The organism is Methylobacterium mesophilicum, assembly GCF_036441335.1.
GTDB classification, from domain to species: domain Bacteria; phylum Pseudomonadota; class Alphaproteobacteria; order Rhizobiales; family Beijerinckiaceae; genus Methylobacterium; species Methylobacterium mesophilicum_B.
Genome location: NZ_MLBW01000034.1, coordinates 78506 through 96505 on the forward strand (window position 1 = coordinate 78506; position 18000 = coordinate 96505).

Here is an 18000-nt window from a genome sequence, read left to right on the forward strand (position 1 = left end):
CCGATCCGACCCGATCCGACCCGCGTGATCCGCCTCAGGCGGGGACCCGCACGGTGGCCCGCAGGCCGCCCAGCGGGCTGTCGTGCAGGGTGATGTCCCCGCCGTGGGCCCGGGCGATGTCCCGGGCGATCGACAGGCCCAGCCCGGAGCCGCCGGCATCCTGGCGGGCGTCGTCGAGCCGCACGAACGGCTTGAACACGTCCTCGCGGCTCTCCGCCGGGATGCCGGGCCCGTCATCGTCGATCGAGACGAGGAAGGTCCGCGCCTCCAGCCGGCCGGAGATCGCCACCGTCTCGCCGTAGCGGACGGCGTTGGCCGCGAGGTTGAACAGGCAGCGCCGGAAGGCGCCCGGCCGCACCGTGACCTCAGGGGCGCCGGCGAGATCGACCGCAGAGACGTGGGCGCCGAGGCGCTCGACGTCGGTCCGCAGGTCCTCCAGCAGGGCGCGCATGTCGGTGGGCGCCGCGGGCTCGGCCGAATCGCCCCGCGCGAAGGCGAGGTAGCCCTCCAGCATCCGGCTCATCTCGTCGACGTCGCGGCTGAGATCCTCGATCTCCTCGGTCTGCTCGATCAGCGCCAGGGACAGGCGGAAGCGGGTCAGGATGGTGCGCAGGTCGTGGCTGACGCCGTTGAGCATCGTGGTGCGCTGCTCCATGGCCCGCTCGATGCGCCGCTTCATCTCGATGAAGGCGTGGCCGGCCTGACGCACCTCGCGGGCGCCGCGGGGCCGGAACTCGATCTCCCGCCCCTTGCCGAAGCCCTCCGCCACGGCGGCGAGCCGCAGGATCGGCTTGATCTGGTTGCGCAGGAACAGGATCGCGACGCCGAGCAGCACCAGCGACGAGCCGATCATCCACACGAGGAAGATGTGCGAGTTCGACGCGTAGGCCTGGCTGCGCCGGGCGGTGATGCGCATCACCCCGTCGGGGATCGCCACGCGGATCTCGATCAGGTTCGAGCGGCCGACCGTGTCGATCCAGAAGGGCCTTCGGATCTGGCGCTTGATCTCGTCGGACAGGGCCTCGTCGAGGATCGAGAAGAACGGGCGCGGGCCCGGGGGCGGCAGCTTGGCGCCCTTGAGGATGTCGAGGTCGAGGTTCAGCCGCTCCCCGGCGATGCGCGAGAGGGTCTCGGCATCCTTGTCCTGCGGGTAGCTCTCGTAGATGTCGATCAGCGCGGCGACGTCCGCCGTGACCGCCGCCGAGAGGCGCTTGGTCACGAGCTGCCAGTGCCGCTCCATGAACGTGTAGGCGATCACCGACTGGAGCAGCACCACCGGCGCGATGATGATGATCAGGGAGCGGGCGTAGAGGCCTTTCGGCAGGACGTCGCCGATCGCCCGGCTGACGCGCTTCCAAAGGCGGCGCGGGCCCGGGCGCGGCGAGCCCTTCCGGAGCGCCCGGGCGAGGGCGGGGTCAGGGGCGTTCATGCGGTCGCGCGCCCGTCCGGCCCGCGGGAGCGGCGGCGGGTCGGTCGGCGGGTGCTCCGGTCAACGGCGGCAAACATGGCTCGGGCGGGCGCGGGAAGCCGGCGCGTTATCGCATCCGCGTCGGGATCGGCCAAGGGATCGGCCAAGGGATCGGCCAGGGGATCGCCCGAGGGATCGCCCAAGGCGCCGCGCGATCCTCGCCGGCACGGGACGACTTGCACGGCGGCACGCGGGCCATACCTGTGAGGGGCGGGGGGCGCCCGCCGGCCGAAAGTCCACGAGGCCATGCTCAGCACCGACACAGACATCCTCTCCGCCGCCCAGTCCTGGCGGCGCGACGGCCGCGCCGTGGCGCTGGCCACCGTGATCGAGACCTGGGGCTCGGCCCCGCGACCGGTGGGCAGCCACCTCGTGGTCGACGGCGACGGCAATTTCCTGGGCTCCGTCTCCGGCGGCTGCGTCGAGGGCGCGGTGATCACCGAGGCCATCGAGGTGATCGAGGCCGGCGCGCCGCGGGTCCTCGAGTTCGGCGTCGCGGACGAGACCGCGTGGCGCGCCGGCCTGTCCTGCGGCGGCCGGATCCGGGTCTTCGTCGAGCGGGTCGACTGATGCGCGGCGACGTCCTGGCGGCGCTCAACGACGCGCGGGCCGCGCGCCGCGCCGCGATCCTCATCACCGACATCGCCGACGGCGCGCAGCGCCTCGTCGGCGAGGACGCGATCGCCGCCGATCCTCTCGCCGACGTCCTGGCGAAGCACCTCGCCTCCGGCAAGAGCGGCCTCGTGGAGGCGGACGGGCGGACCCTGTTCCTCACCGTGCAGGTGCCGCCGGTGCGGCTCGTGGTCGTCGGCGCCGTCCACATCTCGCAGGCCATGGCGCCGATGGCGGCGGGGCTGGACCTCGCCCTCACGGTGATCGACCCGCGCACCGCCTTCGCGACCCCCGAGCGCTTCCCGGGCACCGCGCTGGTCGCCGCGTGGCCGGACGCCGCCCTCGGGACCAGCGTGCCGGTGCTCGACCGCTACTGCGCCCTCGCGGCCCTGACCCACGATCCCAAGATCGACGACCCCGCGCTGAGGGCGGCGCTGACGGCCGAGTGCTTCTACGTGGGCGCCCTCGGCTCGCGGAAGACCCACGCGGCGCGCGTCGCGCGGCTCACCGAGGCCGGCTTCACGCCCGCGCAGATCGGCCGGATCCGCGCGCCGATCGGCCTGCCCATCGGTGCGGTGAGCCCGGCCGAGATCGCCCTGGCGGTGCTCGCCGAGATCGTCGCCGCCCTGCGCCGCGTGCCCCGTCCGGAGGTCGCGTGAGGTTCGGGACGGTCCCGGTCGCGGAAGCGGCCGGTCTGATCAGCGCGCACACGGTGCGGGGCGCCGACATCACCCTGCGCAAGGGCGCCGTCATCGCCGAGGAGGCCGCCGCCGGCCTCGCGCGGGCCGGCCTGTCGGAGATCGTGGTGGCCACGCTCGAGCCCGGCGACGTCGGCGAGGACGCCGCCGCGGCGCGGCTCGCGGCGCGCCTGCGCGGTCCGAACCTGCGCGTCGAGGCGCCCTTCACCGGGCGCAGCAACCTGTTCGCCGAGACGGCGGGCGTGCTCACCCTCGATCCGGSCCGGATCGACGCGGTCAACGCCGTGGACGAGGCGGTGACGGTGGCGACGCTGCCGCGCTTCCGGCCGGTGGTCGCGGGGGAGATGGTCGCCACGGTGAAGATCATCCCCTACGCGGTGCCGGGCGCCGTGCTGGCCCGGGCCTGCGCGGCCGCCGAGGGCGACGTCCTCGCGGTGGCTCCGTATCGCCGCCGCCGGGTGGCGGTGGTCTCGACGCGCCTGCCGAGCCTCAAGGAGACCACGATCGACAAGACCCTCCGGGCCCTGGCCGACCGCCTGGCGCCCGCCGGCGCCGCGCTCGTCGCCGAGACCCGGGTTCCGCACGCCGCCGCGTCCGTGGCGGCGTCCCTGGCGGAGGTGATCGATCGGGCCGGGGCCGACCTCGTGGTGGTGTTCGGCGCCTCGGCGATCGCCGACCGGCGCGACGTCATCCCGGCCGGGATCGCGGCGGCGGGCGGCCGGGTCGACCATCTCGGCATGCCGGTCGACCCCGGCAACCTGCTCCTCGTCGGCGCCCGCGGCGGCGTGCCGGTGATCGGCGCGCCGGGCTGCGCCCGCTCGCCCAAGGAGAACGGCTTCGACTGGATCCTCCACCGCCTGCTGGCGGACCTGACCGTTTCCCGGGCCGACATCGTCGCGCTGGGTGTGGGCGGCCTGCTGATGGAGATCGTGTCGCGCCCGCAGCCCCGCGCCGGCGGTGCGGCCGCGGAGGACGAGCCGGATCCGGCGTTGGAGGATCGGCGTGCCTGAGGTCGGCACGGTCCTGCTCGCCGCGGGCCTCGGCAGCCGGTTCGGCGCCGCGCCGAAGCTGCTCGCGCCCCTCGACGGCCGGCCCCTGGTCCGTCACGCCGCGGNCCGGGCCCGGCCGCCCGGCGCGGGCGCGCGTCCAGGACGTGGGCCAGGCCGAGCATGGCCGCGATCCCCCCGACGTTGACCGCGACCTGCAGCGGCCAAGTGGGGTCGAAGGTCCGGTAAAGGATGCGGCCGATCAGCGCCGCGAGGCACCCGGCGGCGAAGATCTCCAGCGAGTGCCGCCCGCAGGCGTCGATGAGGCGCAGCCGACGCCACCGGCTCGCGCGGGCCACGGCGGGCGCGCTGAACAGCAGGTAGGCCAGCGCCAGCATGTTGATCAGGCGCAGGGGCGCGACATGGCTCTTGTCGGGCGGGCCGATCGCCAGGGGCCGGATGTCCGGAAGCCCCCACTCCGCCCAGGACCCGCCCTGCAGGAAGGCGAAGACGAGGTAGGCCGCGGCCGCCGCAACGGCCCATCCCCGGCGCGGCAGCATACCGTCATGGGCGCGGACGGTGACCGCGAGCGCTGCCCCGATCACGAACAGGAACTGCCACGCGAACGGGTTGAAGTACCACCCGTCATCCACCGCCGCGGCGTTCGGGAGGTTCAGCTGGTGATCGACGTTGGCGGCGAGCCAGACGGCGCCCGAGAGGCCCAGCACGCCCCAGATCCCGCGCCGGATCCCGACATAAATCAGCGGGAACAGCGCCAGCAGCAGGATGTAGAGCGGGAGGATGTCGAGGTAGTTGGGCAGCGCGTTCAGCGCGAGGCCGCGCAGCAGGCCCGGCAGGAGACCCATCTGCAGCAGGGGCGCGACGCCGAACCGCGGCGTCAGGCCGGTGAGGTCCATCCAGATCCGGACGATGACCAGGGTCGCGAGCAGCAGCCCGGCCTGGAACAGGTAGATGCGCAGGCAGCGCTTGGCGATGCGCGCGAGCGCCGTTCGGATCCCGGCGCGCCGGAACAACCCGCCGTAGGCGATCATCGACGAGTAGCCTGCCAGCAGCACGAAGATCTCGGCCGCGTCCGAGAACCCGAAATTGTGCAGCGTCAGCAGGGCCGGCGCGTTGCGCGGGATGTGGTCGATGAAGATCGTCAGGAGCGCGAGGCCGCGCACCACGTCGACCCGCGCGTCGCGGACGGGCTTCGCGGGCCGTGCCTCCGCGGGCGGTGCGGGGAGCGACCGCGGTCCCGCGGCGCCGGGCCTTTCGAGATCGTCGAGGCGCGTCACTCAGCCCATCACCGTGGCGCTCTCCGTCCGGAGGCGGAGCGGCCGGGGCCGCGGTGCAACAATAGCGCGCCGGCCGCCCGGGGCGCCGCCGATCACGTGCCTTTGTTCGGATGTGCACAACGGCGGGGTCGCGCCGATGATCCGTCCGCCGCGCCGGCCGTCGGCCGCACCACCCCTCGCGTCCGGACGGGACCCGGTATAGACGCGGCCGACGACCCCGGTTTCCGGCGCCCGCGCCGGGACGGGGCGCACCGCGGCGTTCGAGGCAGGTTTGAGAGCAAGGGACATGCGCGTCCTCGTCACCGGAGCGGGAGACTACCTCGGCCGTCGCCTGCTCGAGGCGCTGCGCCGGGACCTGCCCCCGGGCAGCCGCATCCTCGGCCTCGACCGGAACCCGCTTCCGCCCCTCGACGGCGCGACGCTGAAGGTCGTGGACCCGTTCGACGCGCGCGACCTCGCCGAGACGGTCGCGGCCTTCGATCCGACCTGCGTGTTCCACCTCGCGGCCCTGGCCTCGGTGGCGCAGGCGAGCGAGACGCCGTCCTACGCGTGGCGGGCGGACCTGCTCGGCACCCTCAACCTCGCCGAGGCGGTGGCGCGGACCCGCGCGGCCCTGGTCTTCGTCAGTTCCACCGTCGTCTACGGCGAGGTGTTCCGCGCCTGCGCGCGCCCCGACGAGAGCGTCACGCCGCGCCCCGACACGATCTCGGGCCGGACCAAGAACGCCTGCGAGTACATCCTTCGCGACGTGCTGGCGAATGCCCGGATCAAGCATCTCGTCCTGCGGCCGTCGAACTATATCGGGGCCGGGCAGAGCGAGACCTTCGTGGTCGCCTCCTTCGCCGGTCAGATCGCCCGCATCGAGCGGGGGCTGGCGCCGCCGAGCCTGGAGGTCGGCGACCTCTCGGCGGGGCGCGACTTCTTCGACGTGGCCGACTTCACCGCGGCGTGCCTGCGCGTGATCGCGCGGATCGACGACCTGGCGGATGGCTGCATCTTCAACGTGGGGTCGGGTGTCGTGACGCCGGTGTCCGACATCTTGGAGACGCTGCGCGGCATGACGGACGCGCGGTTCGACCTGAGCGTCGCGCCCGGACGGGTCCGCCCGGCGGGGGTGCGCAGCGAGGGCTGCGACCCCGCGGCCTTCGGGGCCGCCACCGGATGGGCGCCGACCATCCCGCTCGCGCAGAGCCTGTCAACGATCCTGGCGGAGGCACGAGCGCGCCTCGGATAACCTTCGGCCGCGCAGGCCGGTCGCGCCACCGATAGTTCCGGCAGCCGCGATCCGGCACGGACGGCGAGGCGCACGCGCCCGGCTCCGGGATCGCCCGCGGCGCCCCGGAGCCGGCGACCGTTCTCAGCGCGAGAAGCGCTTGTACTTGATCTTCTTCGGCATGATCGAATCCGCCCCGAGACGGCGGACCTTGTCGGCCTCGTAGTCGGAGAAGTTGCCCTCGAACCACTCGACGTGGCTGTCGCCCTCGAAGGCCAGGATGTGCGTGGCGATGCGGTTCAGGAACCAGCGATCGTGGCTGATGATGACCGCGCAGCCGGCGTAATCCTCCAGCGCGTCCTCGAGGGCGCGCAGGGTCTCCATGTCGAGGTCGTTGGTCGGCTCGTCGAGGAGCAGCACGTTGGCGCCGCCCTTCAGGGTCCGGGCGAGGTGCACCCGGTTGCGCTCACCGCCCGAGAGGGTGCCGACCTTCTTCTGCTGGTCGGGCCCCTTGAACGCGAAGGCCGCGCAGTAGGCGCGCGAGTTGATCTCGCGCTTGTTGAAATAGATGATGTCATTGCCGCCCGAGACCTCCTGCCAGACCGTGGCGTTCGGGTCGAGGGCGTCGCGCGACTGGTCGACGTAGCCGAGCTTCACCGTCTCGCCGACCTCGATCTTGCCGCTGTCCGGCTTTTCCTGGCCGGTGATCATCTTGAACAGGGTGGTCTTGCCGGCCCCGTTCGGGCCGATCACCCCGACGATGCCGCCCGGGGGCAGCTTGAACGACAGGTCCTCGATCAGCAGCCGGTCGCCGAACGCCTTGCTGAGGTGCTCGAACTCGATGACGTTGTTGCCGAGCCGCTCGTCGATCGGGATGACGATCTGCGCGGCGGCGTCGACCTTGTTGTTCTGCTTCGCGACCAGCTCCTCGTAGCGGGTGATGCGGGCCTTCGACTTGGACTGGCGCGCCTTCGGGGAGGCGGCGATCCACTCCTGCTCGCGGGCGATGGAGCGCTGCCGCGCCATGTCCTCGCGGCCCTCCTGCTCCAGGCGCTTCTGCTTCTGGACGAGCCAGGCCGAGTAGTTGCCCTCGTACGGGATGCCCTTGCCGCGATCGAGCTCCAGGATCCAGCTCGTGACGTTGTCGAGGAAGTAGCGGTCGTGGGTCACGATCAGGATCGCGCCCGGGTACTGGCGCAGGTGGCCCTCCAGCCAGTTCACCGTCTCGGCGTCGAGGTGGTTGGTCGGCTCGTCGAGCAGCAGCAGCTCCGGCTCCCACAGGAGCAGGCGGCAGAGCGCGATGCGGCGGCGCTCGCCGCCCGACAGGGTGGCGACCGGCTGCTCGTCGCTCGGGCAGCCCAGGGCCTCCATGGCCTGGTCGACCTTCGAATCGAGCTCCCAGAGACCCAGCGACTCGATCCGGTCCTGGAGCTCGGTCATCTCGTCGGCGGTCTCCTCCGAGTAGTTCATGGCGAGCTCGTTGTAGCGGTCGAGCATGGCCTGCTTCTCGGCGACGCCCTCCATCACGTTCTCGCGGACGGTCTTGTTCGGGTCGAGCTGGGGCTCCTGCGGCAGGTAGCCGACACGCGCGCCCTGCGCGACCCAGCCGTCGCCGGTGAACTCCTTGTCGATCCCCGCCATGATCTTCAGCAGGGTCGACTTGCCGGCGCCGTTGATGCCCAGGACGCCGATCTTGGCGTCCGGATAGAAGGACAGGTTGACGCTATCCAGGACCTTCTTGCCGCCGGTATAGGCCTTGGTCAGGCCCCGCATGTGGTAGATGAATTCGCGAGCCATCGCGGATCGTCCTCGGCGCGTTGATCGGGACCGCGCGGATCGTGCCAGCGGCACGGGTCAGGCACCGGGCCTCAGCACCCGTCCTGGACGCGCGTCCCTACGATATAGGAATGACCCTCTCCGAGTATCAGGCCCGCCGGGACGCGGCAAGGACGGGCCGGCCCGGGGCGGGGGCCGGAACGCTCACGCGAAGGGGTTCTTGACCGATCGCGGCGGCGCGTCCGGCGCCTCCGCCACGGCGTCCGGCAGGTCGGACGCCTCCAGGGCCTTCACGATCGCGTCCAGCGTCTCCCGGAGCAGCCTGGCCTGCTCCAGGCCGGTCCGGTCGCGGGTCAGGTCGATCGAGCCGTGCAGGGCGATCCGGTCCGTGCCGTTCTCGAAGCTCAGGGCGCCGACGGAGCGCACCCCGGCATCGTCGGCGAACGGCGCGAAGCCCTCGGTGTCCGAGTTCTCGCTGTCCGGGCGCCCCGTCTTGGGCCGGGCGCGTCGCTTGTCCTCGGGCATCGGGTCCTCTCAGAAGAACGTGCGCAGGAAGTCGCGGACGAGCTTGCGCAGGGCGCGGGTGAGTTCGCGCTCGAGCCAGTCCTGCCAAGTCTGCTCGTGCCGGGGGCGGCGCTCCTCCGCGCGGGCGGAGGCCTGGGGATCCGGCAGGCCCATCGCGGTCGCCCGGGCCGCGGGCGGCAGGCCGGGAAAGACGTCGATGCCGGATTCCCGGCGGAGATCGTCGATCGACAGGGCGCGCCAGTCCTTCGAATCGTCGTTCCGGGCGAGGTAGGCGCCCGCCTCGCCGCGGACCGGGTCGTACACGGCCTTGAACAGCTGCGTCGGGACGAGCACGCCGCCCTTGATCTGCTGCACCGCGTCGCCCGCGAAGATCACCCCGGTGACGACGAACAGCGCGCCCCGGCGGGTGGCCAAGCGTCGGGTGCTCTCCTCGACATCCGCCCACAGCCCCCGGTTCAGGACGCGGTTCTGCGGCACGATGTTGGCGAGGCTGAACGACTCGGCCTGGGCGGCGAGTGTCGGCATGTCCCCGGCCGGCGCGAGATGGCCCCGGTCGAACCCGCTGCGGACGTAATCCTCCAGCGCGCCGCGCTGATCCTCCGGCAGGCGCGTCTCCTCGTGGAAGGAATCGTCGCGGGCGACCGCCCGGGCCGCCGCGACGCTGGCGCGGGTGAGGTGCTCGGCGGCGTAGAGCGGCGTGCGCGTCACGCCGGAATGCAGGACCGCGAAGGCCTCGAAGCACAGCGGGAACGCGCGGACGGCGAGCTTCGGATTCGTGAGGACGGGCGTCTGCCCGTCGGCGAACAGGGCCGGACAGGAATCCTGGGCGCGGACCGGGAGGGCGCCCAGCGTGAGGGTCAGGACCGCGGCGGCGAGCGCCGGTGCCCGCATCACCAGCATACACGGACCCGCCGGATGCCCTCCGGGGTCGGGCGGTCCCGCCACGCGCAGGGCCGGCCGAGGCTGCTGCCGAACGGGCGGGCATCGCGATCGGGACCGCCCGGCGCGACTCGCGCCGGGCAGTCGCCGAGGAAGTTGCAGAGGAAGTCGAGATTGCCGTCCGGCGGCCGCGGCTGGGCGTAAGCTTGGCCGCTCCCCGTAATCGCGAACATGAGCACGATTGTGCACAGACGAGCCGGATTCAAAGGCGAACCTCTTGTGGCGTTAAGGGCACGTGACTGAAAAAAACGTCGGCCCGACATTGATCGCGCCGCCGTTCGTCCGTAACTGGCACTATCATGACAGCGACGGACGGGCGGGTTCTAGCATGAACGCGTGTCCCCGGGCTGCTGGCGTCGCGGTTGCCGAGGGCCCGTGACGGAGCCGTCGCCATACTCGAACGAACGGATGCGAGCATTGGCACTCTCCCCTGAGCAATCGGCGTTGCTGGACCGCGTTCCGTCCCCGTCGGCGCTGCGGCGTCTTCCGGAGTCGGAGCTTCAGGCGGTGGCGGACGCGGTGCGCGCCGAGATGATCGACGCGGTCTCGATCACCGGCGGCCATCTCGGCTCGGGGCTGGGCGTGGTCGAGCTGACGGTGGCGCTCCACCACGTGTTCGACACGCCCGACGACCGCATCGTCTGGGACGTCGGCCACCAGTGCTACCCGCACAAGATCCTGACCGAGCGCCGCGACCGCATCCGCACGCTGCGCCAGGGCGGCGGCCTGTCGGGCTTCACCAAGCGCTCCGAGAGCGTCTACGACCCCTTCGGCGCGGCCCACTCCTCGACCTCGATCTCGGCCGCGCTGGGCATGGCGGTCGCCCGCGACCTCGACAACGCCGCCGCCAAGGCGAAGAACCGCCCGCTCAAGCGCCGCAACGCCATCGCGGTGATCGGCGACGGCTCGATGTCGGCCGGCATGGCCTACGAGGCCCTGGTCACTCTGGTACTGGAAACCCGCGCTCTGATTGGTGACGCTGCCCGCGGTATCCTCGACACCGTCTTGCCGGCGCGCGCGATCCTCCGCATATCGCCGGCACGGGGTGAGGGCGCGCGGCGCCTTCCGAACCCCCGGGTGAGCCTGTCGCACCGCGTCGACACGGGGACGAACGAGCGGATGACCTCCGAGAAACTGCGCCTGGGCGTCAACATCGATCACGTCGCGACCGTCCGCAACGCCCGCGGCGGCGACTATCCGGACCCGGTGCGGGCGGCCCTGCTCGCCGTCGAGGCGGGCGCCGATGGCATCACCGCGCATCTCCGCGAGGACCGGCGCCACATCCGCGACACCGACATCGCGGCGCTGAAGCGCGGCCTGTCCGTGCCGCTCAATTTCGAGATGGCCGCCACCGACGAGATGGTGGCGATCGCGCTCGACACCCGCCCGCACGCCGCCTGCCTCGTCCCGGAGAAGCGCGAGGAGCGCACCACCGAGGGCGGCCTCGACATCGTCGGCGGCCGCGCGCACCTCGCGCCGCGCATCCGCGCCCTCGCGGAGGCCGGCATCCGCGTCTCGCTGTTCGTCGAGCCCGAGCCCGCGATCATGGACGCCGCACGCGCCCTCGGGGCGCCCGTGGTCGAGCTGCACACCGGCAGCTACTGCGAGGCGGCGCTGGAGGACGACGACGCCCGGACCGCGCGCGAGCTCGCCCGCATCCGGCGCGCGGCGGAGCACGGGGCCGGCCTCGGCCTCGAGATCCACGCGGGCCACGGGCTCACCCTCGGCAGCGTCGGGCCGGTGGCGGCCCTGCCGCAGATCCGGGAACTGAACATCGGCCACTCGCTGATCGCCGACGCGATCTTCGTGGGGCTCGACCGGGCGGTGCGCGACATGCGGGCCGCCATGGATCGGGCGCGGCACCCATGATCGTCGGGATCGGCTCGGATCTCTGCGACATCCGCCGGATCGCCCGGACCCTGGAGCGGCACGGCGAGCGCTTCACCCACAGGGTCTTCACCGACGGGGAGCGGGCCCGCTGCGACCGGCGGGCCGCCCGCGCCGAGGGCTACGCCCGCCGCTTCGCCGCGAAGGAAGCCTGCGCCAAGGCACTCGGCACCGGCCTCAGCGCGGGCGTGTTCTGGCGCGACATGGAGGTCGTGAACCTGCCCTCCGGGCAGCCGACCCTGCGGCTCGCGGGCGGTGCGGCGGAGCGGCTCGCCGGGCTCCTGCCGGCCGGGCACGCGGCGCGGCTGCACGTGAGCCTCACGGACGATCCGCCGATGGCGCAAGCCTTCGTGATCATCGAAGCCTTGCCGGTCCCCGTCGCCGGTTGAGGCCGGGGTCGCGGATTAGCCAGCGGCGGTCGCGCGTTGCGGGGGGCTCGCGCATGGTCTAGACCGCCGATCACGGTGGACACGATTGCGGCGCATTCCTCAGGACAACCGCACATCAGGCCGCGCGCGGCGGGGCCGCGCCCCGCGGATCGCGGGCGATGAACCTCAACCGAAGACGGAACGCGCGCGTGGATTACGACGGCAAGCCGCTCAGGAAACCTGCCGAGACCGGCACCTGGGCCAGCATCCGCGAGACGCTGAAGGTCGGCATCCAGGCGCTGCTGATCGCCCTAGTGGTGCGGACGCTGCTGTTCCAGCCGTTCAACATCCCGTCCGGCTCGCTGGTGCCGACCCTGCTGATCGGCGATTACCTGTTCGTTTCGAAATATTCCTACGGATACTCCAAGTATTCGCTGCCGCTGTCGGAATACATTCCGATCCAGGCCGACGGCCGGATCTGGGGCGCCGACCCGAAGCGCGGCGACATCGCGGTGTTCAAGCTGCCCAAGGACAACTCGACCGACTACATCAAGCGCGTGATCGGCCTGCCGGGCGACAAGATCCAGATGATCGACGGCGTGCTCAACATCAACGGCAAGGCGGTCAAGCGCGAGCGGATCGCCGATTACGAGACCACCGATCCCTACGGCCAGCCGACCAAGGTGCCGCAGTACCTGGAGACCCTGCCCAACGGCGTGGTCCACCGGGTGATCGAGCGCGACGGCGACAACGGCTTCTGGGACAAGACCGAGTTGTACACGGTCCCGCCCGGTCACTTTTTCATGATGGGCGACAACCGCGACAACTCCACCGATTCGCGCGATCTCGCCAATGTCGGCTACGTGCCGTTCGCCAACCTGGTCGGGCGCGCCGAGATGATCTTCTTCTCGATCGACGAGGGTACGCCGGCCTGGCAGGTCTGGAACTGGCCGGCCCACGTGCGCTGGTCGCGCCTGTTCACGACGATCCATTGACCGGCCCGGACTTGGACGACGCCGCGCAGCCCCGGGCCAACGCCCGATCCCGGCGGGCCCACAAGCCGCGCCCGCCCCTGACCGCGCTTGAGGAGCGGATCGGGCACAGCTTCGGCGATCAGGACCTCCTCACCCGCGCGCTGACTCACACCAGCAAGGCGAGCGGCCGCGGCGGCAGCTACCAGCGCCTCGAATTCCTCGGCGACCGGGTGCTCGGGCTCGCGGTCGCCGACCGCCTCTACGGCGCCTTCCCGGAGGCCGACGAGGGCGACCTCTCCCGGCGCCTGGCCGCCCTCGTCCGGCGCGAGACCTGCGCAGCCGTGGCCGCCTCCTGGGAGGTCGGCCCGCACCTGATCCTCGGCCAGGGCGAGGTCATGGGCGGCGGCCGGCGCAACCAGACGATCCTGGCCGACGTCTGCGAGGCGATCCTGGGCGCGATCTACCTCGATGCCGGGTTCGACGCCGCCCGCGCGGTGGTCGAGGCGCATTTCCGCCCCGGCGAGCCGACCGCGGCGGCGCGGGGCCGCGACGCCAAATCCGCTCTGCAGGAATGGGCCATGGGCCGCAGCCTGCCGATCCCCACCTACGCGGTGGTGGAGCGCACCGGTCCCGACCACGCCCCCCGGTTCCGGATCGCCGTGCAGGTCGAGGGTCTGGAACCCGGTCTCGGTGACGGCACGTCGAAGCGGATCGCCGAGCAGGCCGCCGCCCGGGCCCTGATGGAGCGGGAGGGGATCGGGGCCTCCGCGGATGCGGAGCCGACGGAGACAGCATGAGCGCGCACGAGCAGGACGATCACCACGCGCAGGACGGGCCCGACGCGGCGCCGCCCCGGGAGCCGGCGCGCGACCCGTCCACCCTTCCCGGCACGCCCGCCGACGCCCGGGCCGGTTTCGTCGCGCTGATCGGCGTGCCGAATGCCGGCAAGTCGACCCTGCTCAACAATCTCGTCGGCACCAAGGTCTCGATCGTCTCCCGCAAGGTCCAGACGACCCGGGCCCTCGTGCGGGGCATCCTCATCGAGGGCTCGGCCCAGGTCGTGCTGGTCGACACGCCCGGCATCTTCGCGCCCAAGCGCCGCCTCGACCGCGCGATGGTCCACTCGGCCTGGAGCGGCGCGGCCGACGCCGACGCCGTCTGCCTGCTGGTCGACGCGCGCAAGGGTGTCGACGCGGAAGTGGAGGCGGTGCTCGGCCGGCTCGGCGAGGTGAAGCGCGAGAAGCTCCTGATCCTCAACAAGATCGACCTCATCCCGCGCGAGCGTCTGCTCGATCTCGCCGCCAGGCTCAACGCCGCCGCGCCCTTCGCCGAGACCTTCATGATCTCCGCGCTCAACGGCGACGGCGTGGCCGACCTGCGCCGGGCGCTGGCCGCCCGCATGCCGGCGGGCCCGTGGCTGTACCCGGAGGATCAGGTCTCGGACGCGCCCCTGCGCATGCTCGCCGCCGAGATCACCCGGGAGAAGATCTACGACCGGTTGCACGAGGAGCTGCCCTACCGCTCCACGGTCGAGACCGACCAGTGGCAGATCCGGCCCGACGGCTCGGTGCGGATCGAGCAGACGATCTTCGTCGAGCGGGAGAGCCAGCGCTCGATCGTGCTCGGCAAGGGCGGCCAGACCATCCGGTCGATCGGCCAGGCGGCCCGCGTCGAGATCGCCGAGGCGGCCGACGCCAAGGTCCACCTGTTCCTGCACGTGAAGGTGCGGGAGAACTGGGCCGACGACCCGGCCCGCTACCGCGAGATGGGACTGGAATTCCCGCGGGGCTGACGCGGCGGGACCCGCGCGGGAGGCTGGGCTTCCGGGCCGGTTCCGGTATAAACGCGGTGTTCCCCCCGGATGAACCGAGTCGGGCGCGGGTTTACCCCGCTCCGCCGCGGATTCGCGTTCCGGATTCGGCACTCCAAATCCCGAATTGTCTATGCGCCATGCCGTCTACGGCCTGCCGCCGGTGGACCTCGCCGAGGTCCCGGGCGACGCCGTCCAGCTTTCCCCCATGATTCCCGGCGCCGCGCGGCTCGAGGATCTCGCCGAGAACAGCCTCGACTCGGCCACCGTGCTCGCACCGCCCGGAACGGTCGAGCGGCGCTACGTGCTGGCCCAGGTGCTGCGCGCCCTCGGGCCGGGCGGCCGCATGGTCGCCCTGGCGCCGAAGGATCGCGGCGGCACACGCCTCGCCAAGGAGCTGACGACCTTCGGCTGCACGGCCGCCGACCAGCCGCGCCGGCACCACCGGATCTGCACGGCGGAGCGCCCGACGGCGCCGGCCGGCCTCGCCGAGGCGATCGACGAGGGCGGCCCGCGCCACGTCGACAACCTCGCCCTGTGCACGCAGCCCGGCATCTTCTCGTGGGACCGGCTCGATCCCGGCACGGCGCTGCTGCTGGCGAACCTCCCGGCCCTCAAGGGTCGCGGCGCCGATTTCGGGTGCGGCCTCGGCATCCTGTCGCGGGCCGTCCTGGGGTCCGAGGCCGTGACCGCCCTGACCCTGCTGGAGATCGACCGGCGCGCCGTCGAGATGGCCCGCCGCAACGTCGCCGACCCGCGGGCCACGATTCTCTGGGCGGATATCCGGGCGTCCGGCGCCGTGCCGGACCACCTCGATTTCGTCGTCACGAACCCGCCGTTCCACGAGGGCGGGAGCGAGGATCAGGCGCTCGGCCGGGCCTTCATCGCGCGGGCCGCCGAGGCCCTGCGCCCCGGCGGGGCGCTGTGGCTCGTGGCCAACGCGCACCTGCCCTACGAGGCGAGCCTGCGCGAGGCGTTCCGACACGTCGCGGTGACCGTCCAGGCGAACGGCTACCGGGTCTACGAGGCCCGCCGGTGAGCGCGCCGTTTCCATGAGCGCGGCGCGATCCGTCCGCCTGGACAAGCTCCTCGCCAATCTCGGCTACGGCTCCCGCCGCGAGATCCAGGCGCTCGCCCGCGTCGGCGCGATCCGCCTCGACGGCGCGGAGCTGGCGGATGCCGGCGACCGGATCGCACTCGCGCCGGACCTGCCGGAGCGCCTCACGATCGACGGCGAGGCCCTCGACCCGCTCCCCGGCCTGTGCCTGATGCTGCACAAGCCGCTGGGCGTGACCTGCTCCCACAAGGAGGCGGGCCCGCTGGTCTACGGGCTGCTGCCCGAGCGCTGGCGCCGCCGCGACCCGCCGCTCTCCACGGTCGGGCGCCTCGACAAGGAGACCTCGGGCCTGCTGCTGCTGACCGACGACGGGGCACTCCTGCACCGGATCATCAGCCCGAAGGCCCAGGTGGCGAAGCGCTACCGCGTCACCCTCGACCGGCCGCTGACCGGCCGCGAGGCGGAGGTGTTCGCCGCGGGCACGCTCGTGCTGGAGGGCGAGGAGCGCCCGCTCCTGCCGGTGCGGCTCGACGTCGAGGATGCCACGCGCTGCGCGGTGACGCTGACGGAGGGCCGCTACCACCAGGTCCGCCGGATGTTCGCCGCCGTCGGTAACCACGTCGCGGCGCTGCACCGGGATCGGGTCGGCGGTCTCACTCTGCCGGCGGACCTGCCGGCGGGGGCGTACCGGGTGATGATGGCCGACGATGTGGCGGCGGTGTTCGCGGGCGGGTGATCCGGGCGGCGCGCCTGTCAGTGCAGAGCCCGGGCGAGGGCAACGACCGCGCCGATGACAGCGAGTGTCCGGAAGCCGATCAGGCCCGCCACCCAGCGCATGATCTCGGACCGCGTATCCGCCAGCTCGGCGCGCAGATCCGCCTTCGTGACGAGATCGCCCTGCAACGCTTCCGCCATGGCGTCGGCCAAGCTCTCCGCCTGCTCCGGGGAGAGCTTGGCCTTCTCCCGGAGGGTCCGGGCGAATTTCAGGGTGTCGCATGCGACCGCCGCCATGGTCCGAACTCTCGCGAGGCGAGGCCGCGTGTTGCAAGCGGTCTGAACGCAGGCTGTGATTCAGGGATGGCCAGCGCCGCCCCGCCGCACCTTGCCTTCGGACCCGCCCTCTGCTAAGCGCCCGCCCATCCCACACGCGGAGCCGGCCTCATGCCTGAATGAGGCGTTTCCGGTGGTCGTCCGAACTCTCGGCCGACCGCATCCCTCCGCGGCGGATATAACCGGAGAGCACAAGAGCCATGGCCGTCGATTTCTCTATGCGTCAGCTCCTCGAGGCGGGCGCCCATTTCGGTCACCAGTCCCACCGCTGGAACCCGAAGATGCAGCCGTACATCTTCGGCACCCGCAACAACATCCACATCATCGACCTCGCCCAGACCGTGCCGGCGCTGCACCAGGCGCTGCAGGCGGTGAGCGACACCGTCGCCAAGGGCGGCCGCGTGCTGTTCGTCGGCACCAAGCGCCAGGCGGCCGACACGATCGCCGAGGCGGCCAAGCGCTCGGCCCAGTACTACGTCAACTCCCGCTGGCTGGGCGGCATGCTCACCAACTGGAAGACCATCTCGGGCTCGATCTCGCGCCTGCGCAAGGTCACCGAGACGCTGGAGACCGGCGGCCCGGGCCTGACCAAGAAGGAGCGCCTGATGCTCTCCCGTGAGAAGGAGAAGCTCGAGAAGGCCCTCGGCGGCATCAAGGACATGGGCGGCGTCCCGGACCTGCTGTTCGTGATCGACACCAACAAGGAGCAGCTGGCGATCAAGGAGGCGAACCGCCTCGGCATCCCGGTCGCCGCCATCGTCGACACCAACTGCAACCCGGACGGCATCAGCTACATCGTCCCGGCCAACGACGACGCCGGCCGCGCGATCGCGCTGTACTGCGACCTGATCGCCAAGGCCGCCATCGACGGCATCTCGCGCGCCCAGGGCTCGTCGGGCATGGACCTCGGCGCCTCCGAGGAGCCGATGGCCGAGGAGCTGCCGGCGAACGACGACGCGGCCGTCACGGTCGAGTCCGACGCCCTCGACCCGGCCGACGTGGCGATGCTCGCGGAGTCGACCGAGCACTTCGAGCTGCTCGCCGCCCCGCGCGGCGCGCCGGACGACCTGACCAAGCTCAACGGCGCCGGCCCGCAGATCGTGCAGAAGCTCAACGACGCCGGCATCTACCACTACTGGCAGCTCGCCGCGATGACCCCCGAGGACGTCGCCAAGGTCGATGCCGACCTGAAGCTCAACGGCCGCATCGACCGCGATTCGTGGGTCTCGCAGGCCCGCGGCTTCGTCGAGGCCGCCGCCGCGGCCTGATCTAACGGGGCTTCGCGGCGGCACCGTCATCGGGCCGTCGCGAATCCAGGCATACCGGGCCCGGCCGCTCA

The 18000-nt window shown here is 72.2% G+C and carries 17 protein-coding genes and 3 pseudogenes; 14 read left to right on the forward strand and 6 right to left on the reverse strand.

Going from position 1 to position 18000, the window contains the following annotated elements:
• Positions 1-34 precede the first annotated feature (34 nt).
• On the reverse strand, positions 35-1429 hold the full coding sequence (locus MMR14E_RS21065) for an ATP-binding protein (protein ID WP_331316982.1): 1395 nt from the start codon (positions 1427-1429) through the stop codon (positions 35-37).
• A 285-nt stretch (positions 1430-1714) separates the two neighbouring features.
• Between MMR14E_RS21065 and MMR14E_RS21070 the strand changes: the two genes are divergently transcribed.
• The 4 genes and pseudogenes from MMR14E_RS21070 to MMR14E_RS21085 all read left to right on the forward strand — a co-directional run.
• Positions 1715-2038 (forward strand): XdhC family protein, encoded by a 324-nt coding sequence (locus tag MMR14E_RS21070; RefSeq protein ID WP_012320410.1) that lies wholly within the window; start codon positions 1715-1717, stop codon positions 2036-2038.
• Positions 2038-2739, forward strand: a complete 702-nt coding sequence (locus MMR14E_RS21075) for an XdhC family protein (protein ID WP_331316985.1) — start codon at positions 2038-2040, stop codon at positions 2737-2739. The genes MMR14E_RS21070 and MMR14E_RS21075 overlap by 1 nt, the downstream gene beginning before the upstream one ends.
• Positions 2736-3788, forward strand: coding sequence for a molybdopterin-binding protein (locus MMR14E_RS21080; RefSeq protein WP_331316987.1), 1053 nt, complete (start codon positions 2736-2738; stop codon positions 3786-3788). The genes MMR14E_RS21075 and MMR14E_RS21080 overlap by 4 nt, the downstream gene beginning before the upstream one ends.
• Positions 3781-3918 (forward strand): annotated as a pseudogene (locus MMR14E_RS21085) (NTP transferase domain-containing protein); the annotation flags it as partial. The gene MMR14E_RS21080 and the pseudogene MMR14E_RS21085, both read left to right, overlap by 8 nt.
• A gap of 64 nt (positions 3919-3982) precedes the next feature.
• On the opposite strand, the pseudogene MMR14E_RS21090 reads toward MMR14E_RS21085, so the two are convergent.
• Positions 3983-5062, reverse strand: a pseudogene (locus tag MMR14E_RS21090) (OpgC family protein); the annotation flags it as partial.
• Positions 5063-5348: 286 nt separating this feature from the next.
• On the opposite strand from MMR14E_RS21090, the gene MMR14E_RS21095 reads away from it, so the two are divergent.
• Entirely contained in the window at positions 5349-6296 is a 948-nt protein-coding gene (locus MMR14E_RS21095) for an NAD(P)-dependent oxidoreductase (protein ID WP_331316989.1), read from the forward strand.
• 123 nt (positions 6297-6419) lie between these two features.
• Here the strand turns inward: MMR14E_RS21095 and ettA are convergent, their stop codons facing one another.
• The 3 genes from ettA to MMR14E_RS21110 form a co-directional block, all read right to left on the reverse strand.
• The gene (gene ettA / locus MMR14E_RS21100; protein ID WP_331316990.1) at positions 6420-8072 is read right to left on the reverse strand and encodes an energy-dependent translational throttle protein EttA; all 1653 of its coding nucleotides are present in this window, start codon (positions 8070-8072) and stop codon (positions 6420-6422) included.
• A gap of 183 nt (positions 8073-8255) precedes the next feature.
• Positions 8256-8576, reverse strand: a complete 321-nt coding sequence (locus MMR14E_RS21105; RefSeq protein WP_331316991.1) for a hypothetical protein — start codon at positions 8574-8576, stop codon at positions 8256-8258.
• Positions 8577-8585: 9 nt separating this feature from the next.
• Complete coding sequence (locus MMR14E_RS21110; protein WP_331316992.1) at positions 8586-9476, reverse strand: DNA/RNA non-specific endonuclease; 891 nt, start codon at positions 9474-9476, stop codon at positions 8586-8588.
• 447 nt (positions 9477-9923) lie between these two features.
• On the opposite strand from MMR14E_RS21110, the pseudogene MMR14E_RS21115 reads away from it, so the two are divergent.
• From MMR14E_RS21115 to MMR14E_RS21150, 8 genes and pseudogenes are all read left to right on the forward strand, one after another.
• Positions 9924-10466: pseudogene (locus MMR14E_RS21115) on the forward strand (1-deoxy-D-xylulose-5-phosphate synthase N-terminal domain-containing protein); the annotation flags it as partial.
• Between the two features lie 168 nt (positions 10467-10634).
• On the forward strand, positions 10635-11384 hold the full coding sequence (locus tag MMR14E_RS21120) for a pyridoxine 5'-phosphate synthase (RefSeq protein WP_331318593.1): 750 nt from the start codon (positions 10635-10637) through the stop codon (positions 11382-11384).
• Positions 11381-11791 (forward strand): holo-ACP synthase, encoded by a 411-nt coding sequence (gene acpS, locus MMR14E_RS21125; protein ID WP_331316994.1) that lies wholly within the window; start codon positions 11381-11383, stop codon positions 11789-11791. The genes MMR14E_RS21120 and acpS overlap by 4 nt, the downstream gene beginning before the upstream one ends.
• A 158-nt stretch (positions 11792-11949) precedes the next feature.
• Complete coding sequence (gene lepB, locus MMR14E_RS21130; protein WP_331316995.1) at positions 11950-12765, forward strand: signal peptidase I; 816 nt, start codon at positions 11950-11952, stop codon at positions 12763-12765.
• Positions 12762-13541 (forward strand): ribonuclease III, encoded by a 780-nt coding sequence (gene rnc, locus MMR14E_RS21135; RefSeq protein WP_419539386.1) that lies wholly within the window; start codon positions 12762-12764, stop codon positions 13539-13541. The genes lepB and rnc overlap by 4 nt, the downstream gene beginning before the upstream one ends.
• On the forward strand, positions 13538-14536 hold the full coding sequence (gene era / locus MMR14E_RS21140) for a GTPase Era (protein WP_331316998.1): 999 nt from the start codon (positions 13538-13540) through the stop codon (positions 14534-14536). Before rnc ends, era begins: the two co-directional genes overlap by 4 nt.
• A gap of 151 nt (positions 14537-14687) precedes the next feature.
• Positions 14688-15593 (forward strand): class I SAM-dependent methyltransferase, encoded by a 906-nt coding sequence (locus MMR14E_RS21145; protein ID WP_331316999.1) that lies wholly within the window; start codon positions 14688-14690, stop codon positions 15591-15593.
• 13 nt (positions 15594-15606) lie between these two features.
• Positions 15607-16347 (forward strand): 16S rRNA pseudouridine(516) synthase, encoded by a 741-nt coding sequence (locus MMR14E_RS21150; protein ID WP_331317001.1) that lies wholly within the window; start codon positions 15607-15609, stop codon positions 16345-16347.
• 17 nt (positions 16348-16364) lie between these two features.
• On the opposite strand, the gene MMR14E_RS21155 is transcribed toward MMR14E_RS21150, so the two are convergent.
• Positions 16365-16622, reverse strand: coding sequence for a hypothetical protein (locus tag MMR14E_RS21155; protein WP_331317003.1), 258 nt, complete (start codon positions 16620-16622; stop codon positions 16365-16367).
• A 239-nt stretch (positions 16623-16861) separates the two neighbouring features.
• Between MMR14E_RS21155 and MMR14E_RS21160 the strand changes: the two genes are divergently transcribed.
• Complete coding sequence (locus MMR14E_RS21160; protein WP_331291092.1) at positions 16862-17929, forward strand: 30S ribosomal protein S2; 1068 nt, start codon at positions 16862-16864, stop codon at positions 17927-17929.
• Positions 17930-18000: the final 71 nt, after the last annotated feature.

Excerpts from the sequence above, each read along its gene's own strand:
- MMR14E_RS21075 (WP_331316985.1), top strand. The coding sequence starts at position 2,038 with ATGCGCGGCGACGTCCTGGCGGCGCTCAACGACGCGCGGGCCGCGCGC.
- MMR14E_RS21145 (WP_331316999.1), top strand. The coding sequence starts at position 14,688 with ATGCGCCATGCCGTCTACGGCCTGCCGCCGGTGGACCTCGCCGAGGTC.
- MMR14E_RS21070 (WP_012320410.1), top strand. The coding sequence starts at position 1,715 with ATGCTCAGCACCGACACAGACATCCTCTCCGCCGCCCAGTCCTGGCGG.
- MMR14E_RS21095 (WP_331316989.1), top strand. The coding sequence starts at position 5,349 with ATGCGCGTCCTCGTCACCGGAGCGGGAGACTACCTCGGCCGTCGCCTG.
- MMR14E_RS21160 (WP_331291092.1), top strand. The coding sequence starts at position 16,862 with ATGGCCGTCGATTTCTCTATGCGTCAGCTCCTCGAGGCGGGCGCCCAT.
- ettA (WP_331316990.1), bottom strand. The coding sequence starts at position 8,072 with ATGGCTCGCGAATTCATCTACCACATGCGGGGCCTGACCAAGGCCTAT.
- era (WP_331316998.1), top strand. The coding sequence starts at position 13,538 with ATGAGCGCGCACGAGCAGGACGATCACCACGCGCAGGACGGGCCCGAC.
- MMR14E_RS21155 (WP_331317003.1), bottom strand. The coding sequence starts at position 16,622 with ATGGCGGCGGTCGCATGCGACACCCTGAAATTCGCCCGGACCCTCCGG.
- MMR14E_RS21065 (WP_331316982.1), bottom strand. The coding sequence starts at position 1,429 with ATGAACGCCCCTGACCCCGCCCTCGCCCGGGCGCTCCGGAAGGGCTCG.
- MMR14E_RS21120 (WP_331318593.1), top strand. The coding sequence starts at position 10,635 with ATGACCTCCGAGAAACTGCGCCTGGGCGTCAACATCGATCACGTCGCG.
- MMR14E_RS21105 (WP_331316991.1), bottom strand. The coding sequence starts at position 8,576 with ATGCCCGAGGACAAGCGACGCGCCCGGCCCAAGACGGGGCGCCCGGAC.
- MMR14E_RS21150 (WP_331317001.1), top strand. The coding sequence starts at position 15,607 with ATGAGCGCGGCGCGATCCGTCCGCCTGGACAAGCTCCTCGCCAATCTC.
- acpS (WP_331316994.1), top strand. The coding sequence starts at position 11,381 with ATGATCGTCGGGATCGGCTCGGATCTCTGCGACATCCGCCGGATCGCC.
- lepB (WP_331316995.1), top strand. The coding sequence starts at position 11,950 with ATGAACCTCAACCGAAGACGGAACGCGCGCGTGGATTACGACGGCAAG.
- MMR14E_RS21110 (WP_331316992.1), bottom strand. The coding sequence starts at position 9,476 with ATGCTGGTGATGCGGGCACCGGCGCTCGCCGCCGCGGTCCTGACCCTC.